Source organism: Streptomyces sp. NPDC001985 (assembly GCF_040296845.1).
Classification (GTDB): Bacteria; Actinomycetota; Actinomycetes; order Streptomycetales; family Streptomycetaceae; genus Streptomyces.
Genome location: NZ_JBEOYB010000062.1, coordinates 1 through 23011, shown reverse-complemented (window position 1 = coordinate 23011; position 23011 = coordinate 1). Strand labels below are relative to the sequence as shown.

General features: G+C 73.3%; 17 protein-coding genes. 4 read left to right on the top strand and 13 right to left on the bottom strand.

Features of this window, described 5'->3' with window-relative positions; genetic code table 11:
• Nucleotides 1-7 precede the first annotated feature (7 nt).
• Both ABT122_RS25155 and ABT122_RS25150 read right to left on the bottom strand, forming a co-directional pair.
• A complete protein-coding gene (locus tag ABT122_RS25155; protein WP_351556493.1) occupies nucleotides 8-1246 on the bottom strand; it encodes a YcaO-like family protein in 1239 nt (412 codons plus the stop codon).
• 182 nt (nucleotides 1247-1428) lie between these two features.
• Nucleotides 1429-1599, bottom strand: coding sequence for a hypothetical protein (locus ABT122_RS25150; protein WP_351556490.1), 171 nt, complete (start codon nucleotides 1597-1599; stop codon nucleotides 1429-1431).
• A 351-nt stretch (nucleotides 1600-1950) separates the two neighbouring features.
• Here ABT122_RS25150 and ABT122_RS25145 point away from each other — a divergent pair, with 351 nt between their 5' ends.
• On the top strand, nucleotides 1951-2940 hold the full coding sequence (locus ABT122_RS25145; RefSeq protein ID WP_351556487.1) for an SDR family NAD(P)-dependent oxidoreductase: 990 nt from the start codon (nucleotides 1951-1953) through the stop codon (nucleotides 2938-2940).
• A 38-nt stretch (nucleotides 2941-2978) separates the two neighbouring features.
• On the opposite strand, the gene ABT122_RS25140 is transcribed toward ABT122_RS25145, so the two are convergent.
• Nucleotides 2979-4070 (bottom strand): glycosyl transferase, encoded by a 1092-nt coding sequence (locus ABT122_RS25140; protein WP_351556484.1) that lies wholly within the window; start codon nucleotides 4068-4070, stop codon nucleotides 2979-2981.
• A gap of 195 nt (nucleotides 4071-4265) precedes the next feature.
• Nucleotides 4266-4880, bottom strand: coding sequence for a winged helix-turn-helix domain-containing protein (locus ABT122_RS25135; protein WP_351556481.1), 615 nt, complete (start codon nucleotides 4878-4880; stop codon nucleotides 4266-4268).
• A 317-nt stretch (nucleotides 4881-5197) separates the two neighbouring features.
• Here ABT122_RS25135 and ABT122_RS25130 point away from each other — a divergent pair, with 317 nt between their 5' ends.
• Nucleotides 5198-6397, top strand: a complete 1200-nt coding sequence (locus tag ABT122_RS25130; protein ID WP_351556478.1) for a glycosyltransferase family 2 protein — start codon at nucleotides 5198-5200, stop codon at nucleotides 6395-6397.
• Between the two features lie 48 nt (nucleotides 6398-6445).
• Here ABT122_RS25130 and ABT122_RS25125 read toward each other — a convergent pair whose 3' ends face one another.
• The 3 genes from ABT122_RS25125 to ABT122_RS25115 form a co-directional block, all read right to left on the bottom strand.
• Complete coding sequence (locus tag ABT122_RS25125; RefSeq protein WP_351556548.1) at nucleotides 6446-7993, bottom strand: MFS transporter; 1548 nt, start codon at nucleotides 7991-7993, stop codon at nucleotides 6446-6448.
• A 338-nt stretch (nucleotides 7994-8331) separates the two neighbouring features.
• Nucleotides 8332-8730 carry a RidA family protein gene (locus tag ABT122_RS25120; RefSeq protein ID WP_351556475.1) on the bottom strand — a complete coding sequence of 133 codons (399 nt, stop codon included), beginning with the start codon at nucleotides 8728-8730 and terminating at the stop codon, nucleotides 8332-8334.
• Nucleotides 8727-9908, bottom strand: coding sequence for an acyl-CoA dehydrogenase family protein (locus tag ABT122_RS25115; protein ID WP_351556472.1), 1182 nt, complete (start codon nucleotides 9906-9908; stop codon nucleotides 8727-8729). The genes ABT122_RS25120 and ABT122_RS25115 overlap by 4 nt, the downstream gene beginning before the upstream one ends.
• Nucleotides 9909-10017: 109 nt before the next feature.
• Between ABT122_RS25115 and ABT122_RS25110 the strand changes: the two genes are divergently transcribed.
• The gene (locus ABT122_RS25110) at nucleotides 10018-11682 is read left to right on the top strand and encodes an AMP-binding protein (protein WP_351556469.1); all 1665 of its coding nucleotides are present in this window, start codon (nucleotides 10018-10020) and stop codon (nucleotides 11680-11682) included.
• Between the two features lie 9 nt (nucleotides 11683-11691).
• Nucleotides 11692-12498, top strand: coding sequence for a PaaX family transcriptional regulator (locus tag ABT122_RS25105; protein ID WP_351556466.1), 807 nt, complete (start codon nucleotides 11692-11694; stop codon nucleotides 12496-12498).
• A 31-nt stretch (nucleotides 12499-12529) separates the two neighbouring features.
• Here ABT122_RS25105 and ABT122_RS25100 read toward each other — a convergent pair whose 3' ends face one another.
• The 6 genes from ABT122_RS25100 to ABT122_RS25075 form a co-directional block, all read right to left on the bottom strand.
• Entirely contained in the window at nucleotides 12530-14815 is a 2286-nt protein-coding gene (locus ABT122_RS25100; protein WP_351556464.1) for a bifunctional salicylyl-CoA 5-hydroxylase/oxidoreductase, read from the bottom strand.
• Complete coding sequence (locus ABT122_RS25095; protein ID WP_351556461.1) at nucleotides 14812-15639, bottom strand: enoyl-CoA hydratase family protein; 828 nt, start codon at nucleotides 15637-15639, stop codon at nucleotides 14812-14814. Before ABT122_RS25095 ends, ABT122_RS25100 begins: the two co-directional genes overlap by 4 nt.
• A 103-nt stretch (nucleotides 15640-15742) precedes the next feature.
• A complete protein-coding gene (gene argF / locus ABT122_RS25090) occupies nucleotides 15743-16747 on the bottom strand; it encodes an ornithine carbamoyltransferase (RefSeq protein WP_351556458.1) in 1005 nt (334 codons plus the stop codon).
• 254 nt (nucleotides 16748-17001) lie between these two features.
• The gene (locus ABT122_RS25085) at nucleotides 17002-18234 is read right to left on the bottom strand and encodes an arginine deiminase (RefSeq protein ID WP_351556455.1); all 1233 of its coding nucleotides are present in this window, start codon (nucleotides 18232-18234) and stop codon (nucleotides 17002-17004) included.
• Between the two features lie 143 nt (nucleotides 18235-18377).
• Nucleotides 18378-20960, bottom strand: a complete 2583-nt coding sequence (locus ABT122_RS25080; RefSeq protein WP_351556452.1) for a polynucleotide kinase-phosphatase — start codon at nucleotides 20958-20960, stop codon at nucleotides 18378-18380.
• Nucleotides 20957-22465, bottom strand: a complete 1509-nt coding sequence (locus tag ABT122_RS25075) for a 3' terminal RNA ribose 2'-O-methyltransferase Hen1 (RefSeq protein ID WP_351556449.1) — start codon at nucleotides 22463-22465, stop codon at nucleotides 20957-20959. Before ABT122_RS25075 ends, ABT122_RS25080 begins: the two co-directional genes overlap by 4 nt.
• Nucleotides 22466-23011 lie beyond the last annotated feature (546 nt).

The following is a 23011-nucleotide window of genomic DNA, read 5'->3' as shown; positions in this document are numbered from 1 at the left end:
GGGACGCCTACGCGAACGGCTGTGGCCATGGGTTCTGTTCCTCCTCGGGAAGACTGGCGTATCCCATCCGTACCGGCGCCTCGGCCAGCCTCGGATGGCCCCGGAACTGCGCGAGCGGCTCCAGCGACATCGGCTGGAGCTCCGGGATCACGACGGCGACCGCCGTCAGCCCGGCCGCGCGCAGCTCACGGCTGGTCCGGTCCATGGCCACCACCTGCATTCCGGCGCCGGCCAGCCGGGCGAGCAGCTCCTCGACCGCCGCCTCGGGGTCATCCGGCAGCGCGGGTCCGCCGGCGGAGAGCGGTCGCCCGGCCAGGTCCTCCGTCAGGAAGGTGAAGGCGTCCGCGTGTTCCGGCAGGGACATCATGCGTGAGCCGTCGAGGAACGCGAAGTCCCCGTACTCGCCCGGGAGGTCCTTCTCGGAGCGGTAGCAGTCACGGATCGTCAGCAGCTCCAGCAGACAGCGCTCGGCGGCCTCGCCGAGGCTCCGGCCGGTGCCCGCCCCGATGATCTGCCGGATTCCCTCGTCGTACGGGGCGATCTGCAGCGCGTACACCGCGGGCACGCCCAGGTCCGAGGTGGCGTCGAAGAGCAGAGTGCGCAGGAACCGCCGCTCGCCCCAGTCCAGCATCTCGCGGGAGCCGGGGGTGAGCACGGCGGGGTCCACCGGCGGCAACGGCAGCTTCTGGAGCCAGGTGAGCGCGATCGAGTCCCGCTCGAACAACTCCATCAGACCGCCCAGCACCGCCTCGTGGGGATCGGTGTGCACCGATTGTCCGGTGGAGATCTGTGCGATGAAGCGTTCGGGTCCGTGCACATGGAAGCCGTAGCAGGCCATCACGGTGGGCACCCAGATGTCCTGGCCGGAGAGCAGGTCGACGCCGCGGCTCCAGTGGATCGGGGTGTCCGGGTCGTAGCGGCTGACCGGGCAGCGCGGATCGGCGTACTCCCGCTCCGAGCACCGCGGCACCCGCGTCATGTCGAGTACGGGGCCGTCGAGTTCGGCCTCCCTGGCCAGGCGCGGCCGCTCGTGCGTCAGATATCCGGCGGAGCGCTCCGCGGCCTCGGCCGTGGCGACCACATAGGAGAGGAACTCGTCGTCGAGGATGCGGCTGCCGCCCGAGAAGCCGTCGGAGGGCTCCCTGGTCACGCCCGGCACCCCGCTGCCGACGTTGGCGGAGGCCGTCTTCAGACGGGGCAGCCCGCGCAGGGCGGGGGCGGGCCGGACCGCGGAGACCAGTCCCACCGGGGAGACGAGGGTCGCGAGCGGGGAATCGCGGAAGCGCTCCTCCGCCGGGGTGTCCGGTCGGGTGTCGGAGGTGATGGCCGTCTCTCCTGTCCTTGAGGGGGCACCGGGAGCGAGCGGGCGAGCCCGGGAGGGCCCGCCCGCCGTTGCGGTTCAGCCTGCTGTCGGGGCCGTGTCCGGACTCAACAGCCGCTGCAGCCCACGGTCTGGGTGCCGCAGGGGGCCCCACACGCCTTGCACCACATGAAGGCGCCGCCCTCGTGGAGCCCGACCAGGAGCTTCTCCCAGTCCGTGTTCTCCTCCTCCGACAGCTCCAGATCCAGGCGGACGTCCTCGACCATATTCACCGGCATTTCATTCTCCTTCTCATCGCGAAGAAAGGATGCGGGCCTTCCTTCAGCACCACGGCACAGCACCGGCAATACCGTGGAAACGTTCAGGAAATCCCGCAGCCGAATGGCGACTCAAGTCAACCGGGCACCCGGGAAAGCGTCAACGGACATCGCGTCACCACTCGGGGATATGGCTCCTGACCTGCGAACAAGGGTGTTCAACTGAGCACGTTCGAACTTGCACAGGGCCTATCACCGGGGCAATTCACCTGCTCCTCGGACTAGCCGGACCTCAGCTCTTGTCTGCTACGGTGTGGCCCGCAGTGATCTCGAATTCAGTTCGACGTTCCTCTGGGATTGAAAGGTGCTGAGATGAGCGTGCTTAGCGGAGCTTCGATCCTGGTAACCGGGGGCTGCGGGTCTTTGGGTCTGGCATTCGTCCGCCATGTACTGACCCATGTCGATCCCGGCCGTGTCGTGATCTACTCGCGTGATGAGTTCAAGCACGCCGAAACGCGGAGCGTGCTGGGCGAGGACCGGCGTGTGCGTTTCGTTCAGGGTGATATCCGCGACCGGCGGCGGCTCACGCAGGCGATGGCCGGCGTCGACCACGTGGTGCACGCCGCCGCCCTCAAGCGCGTGGACACCGCGGAGTACGCGCCGACCGAGTATGTGAAGACCAATATCGACGGCTCGCGCAATGTCATCGAGGCAGCCGTGGAGAACCGGGTGCGGAGTGTCGTCGGTGTCTCCACCGACAAGGCGAGCAGCCCGGTCAACCTCTACGGCGCCACCAAGCTGGTCGCCGACAAGCTCTTCACCTCGACCGGTGCGACGCTCGCGGGCGAGTCCGGGACCAGGTTCTCGGTGGTGCGCTACGGGAACTTCAGCGGCAGCCGGGGCTCGGTGGTGCCGTTGTTCCGCCGGCTGGCCGCCGCCGGTGAGAGCCTGCCGGTCACCGACAAGCGGATGACCCGCTTCTGGATGAGCATCGAACACGCCGTCACCTTCCTGGTGGACTCGTTCGAGCTCATGGCCGGTGGCGAGCTGTTCGTGCCGCGGATACCGAGCGTACGGATCATGGACCTGGTCGAGGCCATAGCCCCGGGCGCCGCCACCCATGAGGTCGGCCCCCGGCCCGGTGAGCGGCTGCACGAGGAGATGATCTCCAGTGACGACAGCCACCGGGCCTTCCGGCTGGGCGACCGCTATCTGGTCACCTCCGCCACCCGGGGCGCCGGACGGGCACCCGCGCCCGGGTGGTGTCCGGTACCACGGGAGTTCGCCTACCGTTCGGACTCCAACGACGACTGGCTGTCGGTCGGGGAGCTGAAGGCCATGCTGGAGCGGAGCGAGGGCTGACCGGCCCGGCAGGCGCACGGGGCCGGGCCGGGCCGGCCTCAGGCGTCGAGCAGTTCGAACAGCCGCTGGGCGACCGTCTCGCCGGTGCTCCAGCCGAATCCTTCCCGGGCCGCCGCCCGGTCCGGCGCCGCCGCCCCGGCCCTGGCCCGTTCGATGGCCCGCCAGACCGCCGGGGGCCCCTCGTGCACCGGGGCGGTCTCGATCAGCCCGGCCGCCGTCAGATGGCGGATACGGCCCGGGAAGGTCTTCGGGAAGCCGGCCGCCGACTCCTCGTCCAGCAGCGCGACCGCGGGCACCCCGTTCCAGGCCAGGTCGCAGACGGTGGAGCCCATGGCGTCGTTGAGCACCACATCGGCGGCCCGGTAGTAGGTCTCGGGCTCCGGGGTGACCCCGGCCCAGACCACCTCCCCGCCGCCCGCGGGCGCGCCGTCGCCGTCGTGGACCGGGAGCGGTTCGGCCGGCGGGTCGGCCAGCAGCAGCAGCCGGGCGCCGGGGCCCGCGTGCGCGCGCCAGGCCCCGATGGCGGCCGTCGCCATCCTCCGGCTCTCCGGTCTGGTGTTCATCCCGCCCAGGCTCAGCACCGCCACCTCGTCCCGCTCGGCGATGCCCAGTGCGGACCGGGCGGCCCCGCGCCCGGCGGGGAAGGGCTGCACCACCGGCCCGAGGAAGCCGATCGGCGCGGTGGTCCCGTACGACTCCCGCCGGTTCCGAGGGAAGTCGAGCACCAGGACCTCGTCGGCCGTGTCGAAGAACCGGTCCGCGTCCGGCATGCCGTACTCCGCCCAGAGCGCGCAGAGCAGCATCACACAGGGCCGCTTCCAGACCTCGCGGGCGAACGGCAGGGCCCACATGACCTCGTCCGAGACGACCAGATCGGGGCGGGGCACCGAGGCCAGCGCCCGCCAGACGGCCTTCGCGGCGCCCTCGCCGAAGTCCTCACCGTAGTCCTCGTCGGGCAATTCGATGGGGGTGCATTGCACCCCGCGCATCGCGTAATAGGTGACCGCGCTGCCGTTCGCCATGATGCGGACCGTGGTGCCGGGCCGCCGGCGCAGCTCCTGGATCACCCTCAGATCACGTGCGGCGTGGCCGAACCCGTGGCCTCGGGTCAGGAACAGGATCTCGGGCATGCCTCTCCTCGGTCATCGGTCGTGTCCCCGGGCGTGGGGCATCGGTCCCGGGCGTGGGGCGTCAGGCATCAGGCATCAGGCATCAGGCATCAGGCATCGGTGAGCGGGCGCCGGGCATCGGTGATGCGCGGTCGTAGTACCCGGACGTGCGCGGACGTGCGCGGACGTGCGCGGACGTGCGCGGACGTAAGGCGGTCAGCGGTCGCCGGTGGGCCGGTCCAGCAGGGATTCGATCTCCTCGGCCAGGCCGGCCCAGTCCGCCGCGCAGGTGCGGGCCAGGGTGAGGATCGCGGGGACGCTGTGCGAGGGGACCTCGGCGGGCAGCCGCTCCCACACCCGGGCATCCGCGTGGTGGGTGACCAGCATGCGCAGCAGCGCCCGGCCGGAGCCGCTCTGCCGCAGGGACGGGTCCCGGGTGAGCCGTATCAGCAGCAGGCGGCGCTCCTCCGGTCCTGCGGGGACCTCCGGCGGCGGGCCGACACCGCAGACCGGCGCCTCCTCGCGCTGGCAGTCCGGGACCGGGTCCAGGCCCTCCAGCAGCCGCTGTCTGACGTTCCGGGCGGTACCCGGCGAGATACCGGTCCGGCGCGCGATATCGCGCAGTGAAATGGTGGGGTCCTCGCGGATCAATTCGGCGGCACGGGAACGGCCTTCGGCGGTGCGCACCGGGCGTGCCCGGCCGTCCTTGCCCACGCGCCGGACCGGTTCCGGGAGATCCCGCATGGTGCGGCGCAATGCCGCCACGGTCTTGGTGGCGAGACCGCTGGCACCGGCGATCCGACGGTCCGACCAGTCCGGATGGCTGATCATCAATTGTTCGGCGGCGGCTGTCCGGTCGGCTCTGGTCGGCGGGCGATCAGCGGGCCCACCGGAGGAATTCGGAACAGGAACGGACAACGGTGCCTCCCCCGAGGTGTGTGCGGCATTTCCCCTGGTGTTCAGAAGCGGAATTCACCACCCATGGGCCGTGCCGGGTACATCCCGGGAACGCGAACGGCCACTGTTGCGTCGGATGTTACGTTGACGTTGGTCCGAACCAATAGTTCAATCGCGGGGTGATCAGCGGTTAGCCGCCTTTCGTCCGTCGCCCGTGCGATCCGGCCCGGGCGCCCCGGTCTCCCAAGGAGTTGAGCGACCTGTCGACCACCCTTCACCGAGCCCGTCTGCTCGCCGACTGCGCCGCCCTGACCTTCGACCCCGAGGCACAGAGCACCTGCCCGCCGTGGTGGTACTGGACCCGGCCCGACCACGATCGGGTGGTGGAGCTGCTGCGCGGGGAGCCACGGCTCGCCGGCCCGCTGACCGAAGTGACGAGCGCTCCCCAAGACGTGGCCGCGCACCGGCGGCTGAGCCTGGCGCTGGCCGAGGTGCTGGCCGAGGAGTCCGCCGTCGCGGCGGAGCTGGAAGCCGCGCTGGAGGTGATCGAGCAGTCCGCCCGGCTCGGCCTGCACCTGGGCGAGGAGCTGGACGGCGGGCCGGCCGTGGACCCCCTGTCGGTGGAGCAGATCCTGGCGGGCATCGACCGGACCGGGCCCCGCCCCGGCACCGCGCCCACCCGGATCACCGTGGTCGTCCCCTTCCGCGCCCGTGACCCGCACGACGGACGGGCCCGCAATCTGGCGGCCTGCCTCGCCGGGCTGGCCGACCAGGGCCTGCCGCGCGACCGGTACCGGATCGTGGTGGTGGAGAGCGACTCCGAGCCGCGCTGGCGGTCCGCGCTCGAACCGCACGCGGACCGCTATGTCTTCGCCTTCAACCCCGGTCCGTTCAACAAGGCCTGGGCGGTGAACTGCGGGGTGGTGCACGGTGGCGGCCCGGACGAGATGGTCTGTGTCCTGGACGGCGATGTGCTGCCCGACGCCGACTTCCTCTCCCGGGGCGCGGCCCGTTTCGCGCAGGACCCCACCCTGCAGGTGCACTGGCCCTACCGCGACATCATCTTCGCCGACGCGGCGAGCAGCGACCGGGCCGTGGCCCTGCGCTGCGCCGAGGGCCGGCCCTCGGTCGACCACGCCGGGCTGCGCGGGGTCTTTCTGCGCCGTCCGCCCGGCGGGTGCATCTGGGTGCGGCGCCGGCTCTTCGACCAGATCCTCGGTCTGGACGAGCGGTTCGAGGGGTGGGGCGGCGAGGACAACGACTTCGCCTGGCGGGCCGACTTCCTCGGCGGCGTCGAGCGCTTCGGCGACACCCTGGTCCACCTCCACCACGCCCGCGCCCATACCGACCCCGGCAGCCCGCCCCCCGCTCGCAGCCCCGACCACCACTGGTGCAGCTGGTTCCCCACCTCCCCGATCGGCGACCTGGCGAAGTACCGGACAGCGGGGTGAGGCCGGGGCCGCGCCCCGGTCCCGGCCCCGGCGCCCCGGCCCCGGCTCTCATCCCGGCCCCGGTGTCCCCGTGCCCTTCAGCCGTTCCAGGTCGGAGGGTCTGACCTGGATCACCAGCAGGGCGATCAGGGCCGCGACCGCGGCGAAGACCGCGGCCGTGACGAAGGCGGCCGAGGTGCCGTTCGCCAGGACCTGGTCGCCCCAGGGGGGCGGGAGCTGTCCGGTCTCCCGGAAGAGGAGGCGCTGCTGCGGGGTCGACTCCGCCAGGAACGAGGGGAGCTGGTCGCGGACCTCGTGGCGGCTCGCCGTGCCGAAGACCGTCACCAGGATGGACAGGCCCAGCGAGCCGCCGACCTGCTGCGTCGCGGCGAGCAGGCCGGAGGCGGCGCCCGATTCCCGGCGGGCCACGCCGGAGAGCGCCATCAGGGTCAGGGAGACGAACTGCATGCCCATGCCGAGGCTGAAGACCAGCATCGGGCCCAGCACACTGCCGAGATAGGTGGAGTGGACATCGGCCTGGGTCAGCCAGGCGAGGCCCAGGGCCGACAGCAGGGCGCCCGAGACCATGAAGGGCTTGGGCCCGTACTTGGGCAGCAGTTGGGAGGTGATCCCCGCGCCCAGCGCGATGATCGCGCTGACCGGCAGGAAGGAGAGCCCGGCCTTCAGCGGGCCGAAGCCCAGGACGTCCTGGACGAAGAGGGTCAGGAAGAAGAACATGCCGAAGATCGCCGCGGCGATGCACAGCATGATCCCGTAGGTGCCGGACCGGTTGCGGTCGGCGAACATGTGCAGCGGGGTGATGGGCTGCCGGGAGCCCCGCTCGACCAGGACGAAGGCGGCGAGCAGCACCACGGCGGCGCCGAACGAGCCGAGGGTGACCGGGTCGGTCCAGCCGTGCGCACTGGCCCGGATGAAGCCGTAGACCAGGCTGACCATGCCGAGCGTCGAGGTCAGAGCGCCCGCGATGTCGAAGTGGCCGGAGCGGCGCTCGGACTCCTGGATGTGGCGGCGGGTCGCCAGCAGGATCAGCGCGGCGATGGGGACGTTGACGAAGAAGACCCACCGCCAGTCCAGCCACTGGACCAGCATCCCTCCGGCCAGCAGCCCGATCGCGCCGCCGCCCGCCGAGACCGCGGAGAAGACGCCGAACGCCCGGTTGCGCTCCGGCCCTTCGCGGAAGGTGGTGGTGATCAGGGCGAGCGAGGTCGGCGAGGCGATCGCGCCGCCCACTCCCTGGAGCGCGCGGGCGGCGAGCAGCTGGCCGGAGCTCTGCGAGAGCCCGCCGAGCAGTGAGGCGATCGCGAAGAGCGCGACACCGAACATGAAGACCCGCCGCCGGCCGAGGAGGTCCCCGGCGCGGCCGCCGAGCAGCAGCAGCCCGCCGAAGGTGAGCGTGTAGGCGTTGACCACCCACGACAGGCTGGTGGTGGAGAAGTTCAGCGAGGTCTGGATGTGCGGGAGGGCGATGTTCACGATGGTGATGTCGAGGACCACCATCAGCTGCGAGCCGGCGATGACGACGAGCGCGACACCATGGCCGCCGCCTCGGCTCGGGGCGGCGACCGGGGCGAGTGATTCCGGTCGCGGAGTCGTCATGGTCGCGGGGTCGTCATGTCGCGGGGTCGTCATCGCGCCGGGTTCCCCTGCGCCCGGGAGGCTCCCGGGTGTGTGGAGCGGACGCGCGTGGGACGGATATGCGTGAGCGGACGGGGACAGGAAAGGGAGGGAGGGAAGAACGGCCGTCGGCCCACCCATCGACGGTAAGCCCGCGACCGCCGGCCCACCAGTCGATCACGCGGCCCTCCACACGGCACAGCGGCCCGGGGCGCAGGGCGCTCCAGGGGCAAAGGACAGCGACCCCGGGGCCCAGGGCAGCACCGCACCCTGGGGTGCCCCAGGCAGCACCCCCGGGGCCCAGGGCAGCACCGGGGGGCTCAGGGCAGTACGGCCATCCCGTCCAGTTCCACCAGCGCCCGGGTGTCCCAGAGGCGTACGACACCGATGACGGCCATCGCGGGGTAGTCACGGCCCGCCAGCCGCCGCCAGATCCGGCCGAGTTCGGGCGCCTGGGCCCGGTAGTCGGCGACATCCGTGGCGTACACCGTGACCCGGGCGAGGTCGTGGGGTGCCCCGCCGGCGGCGGCCAGGGCGGTGAGGAGGTTGGCGAGCGCGGTCTCGAACTGCTCGGGGAGTGTCTCCCCCACCACCGCGCCGTCCAGGTCGAGCGCGGTCTGGCCGGCGAGCAGGACCAGCCGGGAGCCGGTGGCGGTGACCGCGTGCGAGAAGCCGGAGGGGGCGGGCAGGTCGGCGGGGTTGTGGCGGTGGAGGCTCATCTGTCCTTCCCGTACGGCTGCGGGGTGGCGGTGACCTGTGAAGCACAGGCCGTGTGGGCCGTGCGGGCCGCGTACAGCTGTTTGGCGATGATCGAGCGCTGGACTCCGCTCGCGCCCTCGTAGATCCGGGGCGCGCGGACCTCACGGTACAGATGTTCCAGGAGATGTCCGCGGCGCAGCGCCCGTGCGCCATGGAGTTGGACGGCGGCGTCGACGACGTACTGCGCGGTCTCGGTGGCGAAGAGCTTGGCCATCGCGGAGCGGGCCGGCACATCGGCGGCGCCCGCGTCATGGGCCGCCGCGGCGGAGAGGACCAGCAGCCGGGCCGCCTCGACGCGGGTGGCCATCTCGGCGGTCTGGTGGGCGACGGACTGGAGTTCCGCGAGAGGGCCGCCGAAGGCGGTGCGGCGGGCGGTGTGGTCGAGGGTGGCGTCCAGGGCGGCCTGCGCCATGCCGACGGCGAACGCGCCGACGCTGGGACGGAAGAGGTTGAGGGTCTCCAGGGCGACCGGGAAGCCCCGGTCGGGTGCGCCGATGACATCCGCCGCGGTGACCGGCACCCCGTCGAAGGCGAGGGTGCCGATGGGGTGCGGGGAGAGCATCTCCACCGGGGCGCCGGTCAGCCCGGGGCGGTCGGCGGGCACGAGGAAGGCGGTGATTCCGCGGGCCCGGGCCCCGGGGGTGGTGCGGGCGAAGACGGTGTAGAAGTCGGCCTCGGGCGCGTTGGAGATCCAGCACTTCTCGCCGGTGAGCCGCCAGCCGGCTCCCCGCTCGGGGACGGCCGCGAGCGCCAGGGCCGCCGCGTCGGAGCCGGCGTCCGGCTCGGTCAGGGCGAACGCGGCGACGGCGCGGCCCGCGGTCACCTCGGGGAGCCAGCGGGCCCGCTGGGCGTCGGTGCCCGAGCGGAGCACGGGGGTGGTGCCGAGGCCCTGGAGGGCGAGGGCGGTCTCCGCCTCCGTACAGCCGAGGGCGAGGGACTCGCGGAGCAGACAGAGGTCCAGCGCGCCGGCGCCGAAGAGGTCGCGCAGCAGTCCCCGTTCGCCGAGGGCGGCGAGCAGCGGGCGGTTCACCCGGCCGGGTTCGCCCCGTTCGGCGAGCGGGCGCAGGGTGTCGGCGGCCAGGGCGCGCAGCCCGGCGCACCAGGCGGTCTGTTCCGGATCGAGCGAGAATACGGGCATTCGTGCCCCCACTCCTGAGATGCCGACCGAGCATTTATCGCGGACCGTTGACTGTCGTCACGGTAACGATACGCTCCCTGCACGACCCCACCACCAGAAGGGGCGAACCATGGAGCTGACACCCTCGGCCCACCTCGACACCTTCACCAGAGACCGTCTCCCGCCGCCCGGGCAGTGGCCCGTGATCCTGGGGACGCCCTCCCCGGAGCGGCTCAACTGCGGCTCCGAACTGCTCGACGGGACGATCGGCCGCCTCGGCCCCGGCCGGCCCGTCTTCCGCACCGCGGACGGGGCGGTGTGGACGTACGGGGAGCTGCGCGAGCGGGTCGACCGGATCGCCCACACCCTCACCACCCGGCTCGCGGTGGTCCCCGGCAACCGGGTGCTGCTGCGCGGCCCCACCACGCCCTGGCTCGCGGCCTGCTGGCTGGCGGTGATGAAGGCGGGCGCGGTGGCGGTCACCGTACTGGCGGGGCAGCGGGCCGGGGAGCTGGCCTCGGTGTGCGGGATCGGCTCCGTCGGACACGCCCTCTGCGACGCCCGCTCGCTCGGGGAACTGGTGGCGGCCCGGGTGCCGGGGCTGCGGATCACCCCGTTCGGCGGGGACTCCCCCGGGGATCTGCTGCGGCTCGCGGAGAGCGCGCCGGCCGCGCCGTACCGCGCCGTGGGGACGGCGGCCGACGACATCGCGCTGATCGCCTTCACCTCCGGGACCACCGGGCGCCCCAAGGGGTGTCTGCACTTCCACCGCGATGTGCTGGCCGTCGCGGACACGTTCTGCGCGCGGGTGCTGCGGCCGGAGCCGGACGACGTCTTCGCCGGGAGCCCGCCGCTGGGGTTCACCTTCGGTCTGGGCGGGCTGGTGGTCTTCCCGCTGCGGGTGGGCGCGTCGGCGCTGCTGCTGGAGGAGGCCGGGCCCCGGCACCTGCCCGCCGCGATCGCCGCGCACCGGGTCTCGGTCCTCTTCACCGCGCCGACCGCGTACCGCGCGATGCTCGCGGCGACCGGCCCGCCCGGCGGCGCCGACGGGTCCGGTGCCGGCGGGCCCGGTGGCGCGCTGGAGTCGCACGACCTCCGGTCGCTGCGGCGCTGTGTGTCGGCCGGTGAGCATCTGCCCGCCGCCACCTGGCGGGAGTGGCGGGACCGCACCGGCCTCCGGATCGTCAACGGCATCGGCGCCACCGAGCTGCTGCACATCTTCCTCTCGACCACCGGGGACACCGGCCGCCCCGGGACCCTCGGATTCCCGGTCCCCGGCTGGCAGGCGCGGGTGGTGGACAGTGCGGGCAGGCCCGTCGCGGACGGGGTGCCCGGGCTGCTCGCCGTGCGCGGCCCGGTCGGCTGCCGGTATCTGGACGACCCCCGGCAGACGGAGTACGTCCGGGACGGATGGAACCTCACCGGCGACACCTGTGTCCGGGAGGCGGACGGCTGCTTCCGCTATGTCGCCCGCGCCGACGACATGATCATCTCCGCCGGTCACAACATCGCGGGCCCCGAGGTGGAGGAGGTGCTGCTGCGGCACCCCCGCGTGGCGGAGGCCGCGGTGATCGGCCGCGCGGACGCGCGGCGGGGGCAGCGCGTGGTGGCCTGTGTGGTGCTCCGCGGGGACGCCGAGCCCGGGCACGCCACCGCCGCCGCGCTCACCGACTGGGTGAGGGCCCGCCTCACTCCGTACAAGTGCCCCCGCGAGTTCGTCTTCCTCGACGCCCTCCCCCGCACCCCCACCGGCAAGCTCCAGCGCTTCCGTCTGCGGAACCCCGGGGGGCCCTAAGGTGATCACGTGGCCGACCAGCACTCCCCCCGCTCCCTGATCGTCACCCTCTACGGCGCCTACGGACGCGAACGGCCCGGGCCGGTGCCGGTCGCCGAGCTGATCCGGCTGCTGGCCGCGCTCGGGGTGGACGCCCCGTCCGTGCGGTCGTCGGTGTCGCGGCTCAAGCGCCGGGGGCTGCTCGTGGCCGGGCGGTCGGCGGACGGGGCCGCGGGGTACGCGCTCTCCACCGACGCGCGGCAGATGCTGGAGGACGGCGACCGGCGGATCTACGACCGGGCGACGCCGCTGCTCTCGGACGGCTGGGTCCTCGCGGTCTTCTCGGTGCCGGAGGCGGAGCGGAGCAAGCGCCATCTGCTGCGCTCCCGGCTCGGACGGCTCGGTTTCGGCACCGCCGCGCCCGGGGTGTGGATCGCGCCGGCGCGGCTGTACGAGGAGACCCGCCACACCCTGCGCAGGCTCCGGCTCGACCCCTATGTGGAGCTGTTCCGGGGCGAGCACCTGGGGTTCGCGGCGACGGCGGAGGCGGTGGCCGCCTGGTGGGATCTGGGCGCCGTCGCCAAGCGGCACACGGAGTTCCTGGACGCGCGGGAGCCGGTCCTCAGGGGGTGGCTGTCGGGGCGCCGGCCCGAGCCGGAGGAGGCGTACCGCGACTACCTCCTCGCGCTGGACTCCTGGCGGCGGCTGCCGTACGCGGACCCGGGGCTGCCGATGGAGCTGCTGCCCGAGGGGTGGCCGGGGGGCCGCTCGGCGGAGGTCTTCGGGGCCCTGCACGAGCTGCTGAGGGACGCGGGAGAGGCGTTCACCCGGCGGTGAGCGCGCCCGCCAGGACCGGGGCCGGCCCCGGTCAGAGGGCGAGCCTCGGTCTCGGGGCGTCCCTGCGGCCCGTCGGGGGCGGGCGGCTGCCCGCGCGGTAGGGCGGCGGCCAGGGCGCGCCCGGCCCGGTGTGGTCCTGCTCGGCCGCCGCGTGCAGGGTCCAGTGCGGGTCGTACAGATGGGGCCTGGCGAGCGCGCACAGATCGGCGCGGCCCGCCAGGAGCAGGGAGTTGACGTCGTCCCAGGAGGAGATCGCGCCGACCGCGATCACGGGGACACCGGCCTCGGTGCGTATCCGGTCGGCGTGGGGCACCTGGTACGAGCGCCCGTACTCGGGCCGCTCGTCGGGCACGACCTGTCCGGTGGAGACATCGATGGCGTCGGCGCCGTGCGCGGCGAAGGCGCGGGCGATCTCCACCGACTCCTCGGCGGTGGTGCCGCCGGGCGCCCAGTCGGTGGCGGAGATCCGGACGGTCATGGGCCGGTCGGCCGGCCAGCTCTCCCGTACCGCGTCGAAGACCTCCAGCGGGAAGCGGAGGCGCCCCTCGATCCCGCCGCCGTGGGCGTCGGTGCGCCGGTTGGTGAGCGGGGAGAGGAAGCCGGAGAGCAGGTAGCCGTGGGCGCAGTGCAGTTCGAGGAGGTCGAAATCGCAGCCGGCGGCGCGCCGGGCGGCGGCGGCGAACTCCTCCCGCACAGCGGTGAGCCCGGCCCGGTCCAGGGCGTGCGGTATCTGGTTCACGCCGGGGCGGTACGGGATCGGGGAGGCGGCCCGCAGCGGCCAGTTGCCCTCGGGGAGCGGGGCGTCCATGCCCTCCCACATCAGCCGGGTGGAGCCCTTGCGGCCGGAGTGGCCCAGCTGGACACCGATCGCGGTGCCGGGCGCGCGGCGGTGCACGAAGGCGGTGACCCGCCGCCAGGCGGCGGCCTGTCCATCGGTCCACAGCCCGGCGCAGCCGGGGGTGATCCGGCCCTCCGGGCTGACGCAGACCATCTCGGTCATCACCAGACCGGCCCCGCCGAGCGCCCGGGCGCCCAGATGGACGAGGTGGAAGTCGCCGGGGACCCCGTCGGCCGCCGAGTACAGGTCCATGGGCGAGACCACGACCCGGTTGCGCAGCCGCAGCCCGCGCAGCCGGAAGGGGGTGAACATCGGCGGTGTGCCGGGCGGGCAGCCGAACTCCCGCTCGACGGCTTCGGTGAAGGCGGGGTCGCGCAGCCGCAGATTGCCGTGGGTGACCCGGCGGCTGCGGGTGAGCAGGCCGAACGCGAACTGCCGGGGCGGCCGGTCGAGCGCGCCGCCCAGCTCCTCGAACCAGCGCAGGCTGGCGGTGGCGGCCCGCTGCGCCGACTCGACGACCGGGCGGCGCTCCTCCTCGTACGCGGCGAGCGCCTCCTCCACCGTGGGGTGCTCCCCGATCCCGGCGGCGAGCGCGAGGGCGTCCTCGACGGCGAGTTTGGTGCCGGAGCCGATGGAGAAGTGGGCGGTGTGCGCGGCGTCGCCGAGCAGGACGGTGCGGCCGTTGGACCAGTGCTCGTTGACGACGGTGCGGAAGGGGGTCCAGGCGGAGTCGTTGGCGCGCAGGGGCCGGCCGCCCAGGGCGTCCTCGAAGAGGGCGGCGCAGCGGCGCAGGGTCTCGGGCCCGGCCCGTTCGCCGAGGCCGGCGAAGCCGGCGGCCCGCCAGACCTCCTCGCGCATCTCGACGATGACGGTGCTGGCGGCGGGGGCGTAGGGGTAGCCGTGGAGCTGGACGACGCCGTGTTCGGTCTCGGCGGTCTCGAAGCGGAAGGCGCCGAGGGCGAAGTCGGCGGCCAGCCAGACATAGCGGCTGCGGTGAGTGGTGATCCTCGGGCCGAAGGCGTCGGCGTGGGCCCGGCGGGTGGCGCTGCCCGCGCCGTCGGCGGCGATGACCAGATCGTGGGTGCGGGCGAGCGCGGCGGCGGGCGGGGCGGGGGCGCGGAAGCGGAGCCGTACGCCGAGGTCGGCGCAGCGGGCGTGGAGCACCGCCAGGAGCCGCGCGCGCCCGAGGGCGACGAAGCCGTGGCCGCCGGAGGTCAGCCGGTGGCCCCGGTGGACGATGTCGATGTCGTCCCAGCGGATGAACTCCCGCCGGAGCGCTGAGTGGACGACCGGGTCGGCGCGCTCGATGCCGCCGAGGGTCTCGTCCGAGAGGACGACACCGAAGCCGAAGGTGCGGTCGAGGGCGCCCCGCTCCCAGACGGTGATCTCGCGCGCCGGGTCCAGCCGCTTCAGCAGCGCGGCGGCGTAGAGCCCGGCTGGCCCGCCACCGACGACGGCGACCCGGAGCGGCGGGGTCACCGGCCCCGCCACACCGGGGCGCGCTTCCCGGTGAACGCCGCGTGGAACTCCGCGTAGTCCTCGCTCGTCATCAGCAGGGCCTGGGTGGCGGCGTCCAGCTCCAGGGCGGCGCCGAGCGGCATGTCCAGTTCGGCGGTGAGCAGGGCCTTGGTCTGCGCGTGCGCGAGGGCCGGGCCCGCGGCGAGCCGGGCGGCCAGTTCCGCGGCGCGGGCGTCGGCGCCGCCCTCCCCGGTCACCTCGCTGAGCAGTCCGATCCGCTCGGCCTCCGGCGCGCCGACGGGTTCGCCGAGCATCAGCAGCCGGGTGGCGTGGCCGAGGCCGACGACGCGGGGCAGCAGATAGGCCGCGCCCATGTCCCCGCCGGAGAGCCCGACCCGGGTGAAGAGGAAGGCGAAACGCGCGGTGGGGTCCGCGATCCGGAAGTCGGCGGCGAGGGCGAGGACGGCGCCCGCGCCCGCGGCGACACCGTGGACGGCGGCGATCACGGGGAAGGGGCACTCGCGCAGCGCCCGCACCACCTGTCCGGTCATCCGGTTGAAGTCGAGGAGCGCGGCGGTGTCCAGGGCGAGGGTGGCGCCGATGATCTCGTCGACGTCCCCGCCGGAGCAGAATCCGCGCCCCGCCCCGCCGAGCACCAGCGCGCGCACGCTCCGCTCCCGGGCCAGTTCGGCGAGGAGGTCGCGGAGATCCGCGTACGCGCCGAAGGTCAGCGCGTTGAGCTTCCCGGGGCGGTCCAGGGTCACCGTGGCGACACCGTCGCGGACGGTGAGCCGCAGATGGCGCCACTCCTCCGTGTGCCTCGCCGAGCTGGGGAACGGGCTCATCGCACCTGGCCTCCCTCGGGGCGGCGGTGAGCCCCTGATGAAGTTATCACCAGAATATGACCGCCGTCACGAGTGCGCGACAAGCCGGAGCCCCCGGGAGCGCTCAGGGGCGGGCCAGGGTGGCGACCAGGACCGCCTTGATGGTGTGCATCCGGTTCTCCGCCTCGTCGAAGACGACCGAGTGCTCCGACTCGAAGACCTCGTCCGTGACCTCCAGCTCGGTGAGGCCGTGGCGCTGGTGGATCTCCTGGGCGACGGTGGTGGCCAGGTCGTGGAAGGCCGGGAGGCAGTGCAGAAACCGCACTCCGGGGTTGCCGGTGGCCCGCAGCACGTCCATGGTCACGGCGTACGGGCGCAGTGCGGCGATCCGCTCGTCCCAGACCTCCTTGGGCTCACCCATCGACACCCAGACGTCGGTGGCGACGAAGTCCGCCCCGAGGACCCCGGCCGCGATGTCCTCGGTGAGGGTGATCCGCGCCCCGCTGGCGGCGGCCAGCTCCCGGGCCCGGTCCACGACCTCCTGGGCGGGCCAGTACGCGCGCGGCGCCACGATCCGTACGTCCATGCCGAGCAGCGCGCCGGTGACCAGATAGGAGTTGCCCATGTTGAAGCGGGCGTCGCCGAGGTAGGCGTACGCCGTCTCCTGGAGCGGCTTGGCGCAGTGCTCGGTCATGGTGAGCAGGTCGGCGAGCATCTGGGTGGGGTGCCAGTCGTCGGTGAGGCCGTTGTAGACCGGGACCCCGGCGTACCGGGCCAGCTCCTCCACGGTGGACTGGGCGTCCCCCCGGAACTCGATCGCGTCGAACATCCGGCCGAGGACGCGCGCGGTGTCCCTCGCGGACTCCTTGCTGCCGATATGGGAGCCGGCCGGGTCGATGTAGGTGGTCGACGCGCCCTGGTCGGCCGCCGCGACCTCGAAGGCGCAGCGGGTCCGGGTCGACGCCTTCTCGAAGATCAGCGCGATGTTCCTGCCCCGCAGCAGCCTCTCCTCGGTCCCCGCTCGCTTGGCGGCCTTGAGCCGGGCGGCCAGCTCGATCAAGCCGCGGAACTCCCCGGCCGTGAAATCCAGCTCTTTGAGGAAGTGGCGGCCTTCGAGATGTATCGCCATGGTGGCTGCTCCTGCGTTGCGGATGCGGTGACCTATGGAAGTGTATACGGAAGGCCACATTGATATACAGAGGCATCGGGCTGACCCCGGGACCGGCCGGAGCGCGGAGACACCGGCCGCCCAGGGGCGCGCGCCGGGGCCCGGGCGTCCGCGGCCCGATCCCCGTCCCGCCTCTTCCCGTACCGCACTGTCCCGCACTGTCCCGGTCCGGCCCGTACCGGTCCACACCGCCCCGGTCCGGTCCGGGTGCGGCCCTACACCGGATCGCGCTCCACGGGGCAGCTCATGCAGCGAGGGCCGCCCCGCCCCCGCCCCAGTTCGCTCCCCGGGATCTCGATCACCTCGATGCCCTGCTTGCGCAGATGGGTGTTGGTCGTGACATTACGCTCATAGGCCACCACCACGCCCGGCTCGACGGCCAGCACATTGCATCCGTCGTCCCACTGCTCCCGCTCCGCCGCGTGCACATCCTGGGTCGGGGTCAGCACCCGGATCTCCTTCATCCCCAGCGCGGCGGCGATGGCGCTGTGCATGTGCTCCGGCGGATGGTCGCTCACCCTGAGCCCCTGGGCGCCCTCGGCGGGCTCGATCGTGTACGAGCGGAGCATCCCCAGGCCCGCGTACTGCGTGAAGGTGTCCGCGCCGACCATCGTCATCACCGTGTCGAGGTGCATGAAGGCCCGCCGCTTGGGCATGTCCAGCGCCACGATCGTGCGCGCCGAGCCCGCCGCGAACATCCCCCGCGCCAGCATCTCCACCGCCTGCGGAGTGGTGCGCTCGCTCATTCCGATCAGCACGGCGCCCCGGCCGAGCACCAGCACATCGCCGCCCTCGATGGTGGACGGATAGTCGTCCTGCCCCTCCGACCAGTGGTGGAAGTCACCGGCGAGCGGGCCGGTGAAGAGCGGATGGTGCTTGTAGATCGCCTCGAAGTGGACGGTCTCGCGCCGCCGGGCCGGCCAGCGCATCGCGTTGATGGAGACCCCGTCGTAGATCCAGGCGGAGGTGTCCCGGGTGAAGAGGTGGTTGGGCAGCGGGTCGAGCAGAAAGCCGTCCAGGTCCAGCACATGGAACCGGACCGACGTCGGCTCGGGGTGATGGGCCAGGAACTCCCGCTTGGTCATACCGCCGACCAGCGCCTCCACCAGATCGGGGGTGGGCATCTCGTCGAAGGCGGCTCTGAGGTGGTCGGTGGCGAGCGGCCCGTACTCCTTCTCGTCGAAGACCCGGTCCAGGACGAGCTTCCTCGCCTCCGGGATCTCCAGCGACTCGCGGAGCAGATCGCCGAAGAGATGCACCTCCACGCCCCGGTCGCGCAGCACGTCCGCGAACCCGTCGTGCTCCTGCCGGGCCCGGCGCACCCAGAGCACATCGTCGAAGAGGAGTGTGTCCTTGTTGCTCGGGGTGAGGCGCTTCAGCTCCAGATCGGGCCGGTGGAGTACGACCCGGCGCAGCCGCCCGGTCTCGGAGTCGACGTGGAATCCCATGTCCCCATCCTCACCGCGCGGCGCGCGCTTCACTCGGCGGACGGCGGGGCGTTCCCCGCCGGTACCCCCTCGTATCCCGCGCCGGGGCGCTCTCTACACCGAACGCGCGCCCCCGGCCGTGAGCGGGGGCGCGCCCGCGCGGTTCAGAGCCGGGGGTCGACCGGCTCGGACTCCAGCGCCAGAACGGCGAAGACCGCCTCGTGGACCCGCCACAGCGGCTCCCCGCCGGCCAGCCGGTCCAGCGCCTCCAGACCGAGGGCGTACTCCCGCAGCGCCAGCGAGCGCTTGTGGCCCAGATGCCGGGCGCGCAGCCGCTCCAGATGCTCCGGGCGGGTGTACTCCGGGCCGTAGACGATCCGCAGATACTCCCGGCCCCGGACCTTGACGCCCGGCTGGACCAGCCGGCCCTTCCCGTCGCGGGTGAGCGGCCTGAGCGGCTTGACGACCATGCCCTCGCCGCCGCGCGCGGTCATCTCCAGCCACCAGTCGGTGCCGGACCGCACCGACTCCCCGTCTCCCGTATCCACCACGAGCCGGCGGGTGACCTGGAGCAGCCCGGTGGGGTCGTGCTCCACCAGCCGGTCCAGCCAGGCCAGCTGGGTGTCGTGCGGTACGTCCGTCAGCGCGCGGCCGGGCGCGGCCAGGATCTGGAAGGGAGCGAGCCGTACGCCCTCCAGGCCCTCGGTGGGCCAGCAGTAGCGCCGGTACGCCTCGGTGAAGGCGGCCGTGTCAACGGCGCGCCCGCGCTGGGCGGCGAGCAGCGGGGCGACCTCGACACCCCGGGACGCGGCGGCCTCCAGGGCGGCGACGGCGCCGGGCAGGACGGCGCCCGCCGCCGCGCCGACGGCCGCGTACTGCGAGCGCAGCAGCCCGCGCGCCTTCAGGGACCAGGGCATCAGCTCGGCGTCGAGCAGCAGCCAGCCGCCGCCGGCCGCACCCGCGCCGCCGGCCGCGAGCTCGTCCCAGAGGCCGGCGGCGCGGACGGCGGCCCGGAGCCGGCCGAGGATCTCCTCGGTGACCTCGGGGTCGTCGAAGAAGGGGCGGCCGGTGCGGGTGTAGAGCGCACCGGTCGGCCCGTCGACACCGAACCGCTCCCGCGCGGCCCCGGCGTCCCGGCACACCAGCGCCACGGCGCGCGAGCCCATGTGCTTCTCCTCGCACACCACCCGGCCGACCCCGTCCGCGCGGTACTGCGCGAAGGCCTCGGCCGGGTGCTCCAGATAGCCGGGCTCCCGGGAAGTGGCGGTGGGGGCCATCGTCGGCGGCAGATAGGGGAGCAGCCGGGGGTCGACCGCGAACCGGCTCATGACCTCCAGCGCCGCCGCCGTGTTCTCCTCACGGACGCCGACACGGGCCATGTGACGGGTCTCCACGGCGCGCCGGCGCACATCGGCGAGGTCCAGCGGCCGTCCCTCACGGCTGCCCGGCGCCTCGCCGGACAGCGTTCTGGCCGGCTCGTACCAGACCCGCTCGGCGGGTACGTCGACCAGCTCGCGCTCGGGCCAGCGCAGCGCGGTCATCCGGCCGCCGAAGACGGCTCCGGTGTCCAGGCAGAGGGTGTTGTTGATCCAGGAGGTGGTGGGCACGGGGGTGTGGCCGTAGACCACGGCCGCCCGGCCCCGGTACTCCTCCGCCCAGGGGTAGCGCACGGGCAGGCCGAACTCGTCGGTCTCGCCGGTGGTGTCCCCGTACAGCGCGTGGGAGCGGACCCGGCCGGAGGTGCGGCCGTGGTACTTCTCGGGCAGGCCGGCGTGGCAGACGACCAGCCCGCCGCCGTCCAGGACGTAGTGGCTGACGAGGCCGTCGATGAACTCCCGCACCCGGGCGCGGAAGGCGTCGTCCTCCTTCTCCAGCTGCTCGATCGTCTCGGCGAGACCGTGGGTGTGCTGGACCTTGCGTCCCTTGAGGTAACGGCCGAGCTTGTTCTCGTGGTTCCCGGGCACGCAGAGCGCGTTGCCCGCCGCGACCATGGACATCACCCGGCGCAGCACGCCGGGGCTGTCGGGGCCCCGGTCCACGAGGTCGCCGACGAAGACCGCGGTACGGCCCTCGGGGTGGACGCCGTCGGTGTAGCCGAGCCGGCCGAGCAGGGTCTCCAGCTCGGAGCTGCAACCGTGGATGTCACCGATGATGTCAAAGGGGCCGGTGAGGTGGGTGAGGTCGTTGTAGCGGCGCTCCAGGACGACCTCGGCCGACTCGGCCTCCTCCACGCTCCGCAGGATGTGCACCTTGCGGAAGCCCTCGCGCTCCAGTCCGCGCAGGGAGCGGTGGAGTTCGCGGCGGTGGCGGCGGATGACGTGGAGGGGCATCCCGGCCCGCTCGGGGCGGCGGGCGTTGCGCTCGGCGCACACCTCCTCGGGGAGGTCGAGCACGATGGCGATGGGCAGCACATCGTGCTCCCGGGCCAGCCGGACCAGTTGACGGCGGCTCTCGGACTGGACGCTGGTGGCGTCGACGACGGTGAGCCGGCCGGCGGCGAGCCGCTTGCCGGCGATGTGGTGCAGGACGTCGAAGGCGTCGCCGCTCGCGCTCTGGTCGTTCTCGTCGTCGGCGACGAGGCCCCGGCAGAAGTCGGAGGAGATGACCTCGGTGGGCTTGAAGTGCCGGGCGGCGAAAGTGGACTTGCCCGAACCGGTGGCGCCGATCAGGACGACCAGGGACAGGTCGGTGACGGGGAGCAGGCGCTTCGCCGGTGCGGTGGTGGTGGTGTCGGTCGTGGTGGTCATGCCGCCTTCTCCTCCTTCTTCTTGTTCTCCGCCGGGGCAGGGGCCGGAGCCGGGGCCGGCCGGTCGGCGGGGGTGGCGCGGGTGAAGACGGCCATCTGGGTGGGCGGGCCCACCTCGGGGTCGTCGGGCCCCACGGGCAGGAACTCCACCGTGTAGCCCTCCCGCCCGGCGACCGCCACCGACCACTCCCGGAACTCCCGGCGGGTCCACTCGAAGCGGTGGTCGCTGTGGCGGACCCGGCCCGCGGGCAGACTCTCCCAGCGGACGTTGTACTCGGCATTGGGCGTGGTCACGATGACGGTCCCGGGCCGGGCCGCGCCGAACACCGCGTACTCCAGCGCGGGCAGCCTGGGCGGGTCGACATGTTCGACGACCTCGCTCAGCACGGCGGCGTCATAGCCGGCCAGCCGCTTGTCGGTGTAGGCAAGCGAGCCCTGGAGCAGGGTCAGCCGCGCGGCCAGGCGCTCGCCCATCCGGTCGACCCGCAGCCGCCGGGCGGCGACGGCCAGCGCCCGGGCGGACACATCGACGCCGACCACCTCGGTGAAGCGCGTCTCCTTGAGAAGCGCCTGCACCAACTGGCCCTGTCCGCAGCCCAGGTCGAGCACCCGGCTCGCGCCGTGGTCGCGCAGCACGGAGAGGATCGCCGCACGCCGCTGCTCGGCCAGGGGCACCGGCTTCTCCTCGGTGTCGGTGCGCTCGTCGACGGCGTTGTCCAGGTCCTCGACCCCGAGGTCGTCCGCCTCGGCGAGGCGGACCAGTTCCAGGCGCTCCATCGCCTGCCGGGTCAGGCCCCAGCGGCGGGCGAGATAGCGGCTGGTGATCAGCTTCTGCTCGGGGTGGCCGGCGAGCCAGCCCTCGCCGGCGCGCAGCAGTTTGTCGACCTCGTCGGGGGCGACCCAGTAGTGCTTGGCGTCGTCGAGAACCGGGAGCAGGACATAGAGCTGCCGCAGCGCGTCGGCGAGCAGCAGCTCGCCCTCCAGCACCAGCCGGACATAGCGGGACTCGCCCCACTCGGGGAAGCGCTCGTCCAGCGCCACCGGCTCCGCGCCGACCGTGCTCCAGCCCAGCGGCCCGAACAGCTTCCGCACCAGCTCCGCACCGCCGCGCGCGGGCATCGCGGGTATCTCCACCCGCAGCGGCAGCGGGGCCCCGGCGCGCTCGGGGCGCGCGGCGCAGACACCCCGCAGGGCGCTCCTGAAGACGCCGCTCATCGCGACGGCGAGCAGTGAGGACGCCGCGTAGGGGCGGTCGTTGACGTACTGCGCGAGTGCCGCGTCGGGCGTGCCGCCCCCGCTCTTCCCGCGGCGCACCAGCGCCACGGGATCGACCTCCAGCAGCAGCGCGGCGGTGCAGCGCTCGGCGGAGGCCTCGGGGTAGAAGACATGCGCGGTGCCGTGCGCGGTGGAGAAGCGCTGCGCCTTGTCGGGGTGCTTGTGCAGCAGGAATCCGAGGTCGGTGGCGGGGCGCTCGGGGGTGCCGGTGGTGCTGATGGTCAGGAACACCGTCCGAGTATCACCGGATTGACCGCTCCCGACCACGCAGTTTCCACCGCGCGCCCCCGCCCGCCCCGCCAGAACCGGGCACGCTGGGAACCCCCTCGACCGGCGCCCTCTGAGGCGCCGCCGCTACGGGCTGCGCCGGCCCGGTGCTCCCGGCACTTGAGGAGCACCCACCGGCTCTCACCGGCTTGAGTGCCCACCACCTCAGCCCTCACTGCCACTTGAGGAGCCCTCCCCACTAACCGGTGCTGGAGCCCACCCACCCAGCCCTCCCCGACGCGCGGAAGGCGCCACCCCGGCCCCTCCCCGACGATCAGGAGGCACCACCCCCACCCCTCCGGGCGAGCTGAGGCACGAAACCCAGCCCTTCCGGGCGGACCGAGGCACACATTCCAGCCCCTCCGGCGGGCGAGGCACACCACCCCAGCCCCCCGGCGACTGAGCAGCACCACCCCAGCCCCTCCGGCGATTGAGGAGCGGGGGTTCGGGGGGCGGGGCCCCCCCGAGGGCCCCCGGGTGCGGGGTGCGGGTGTGCCGGGGGCGGGCGCA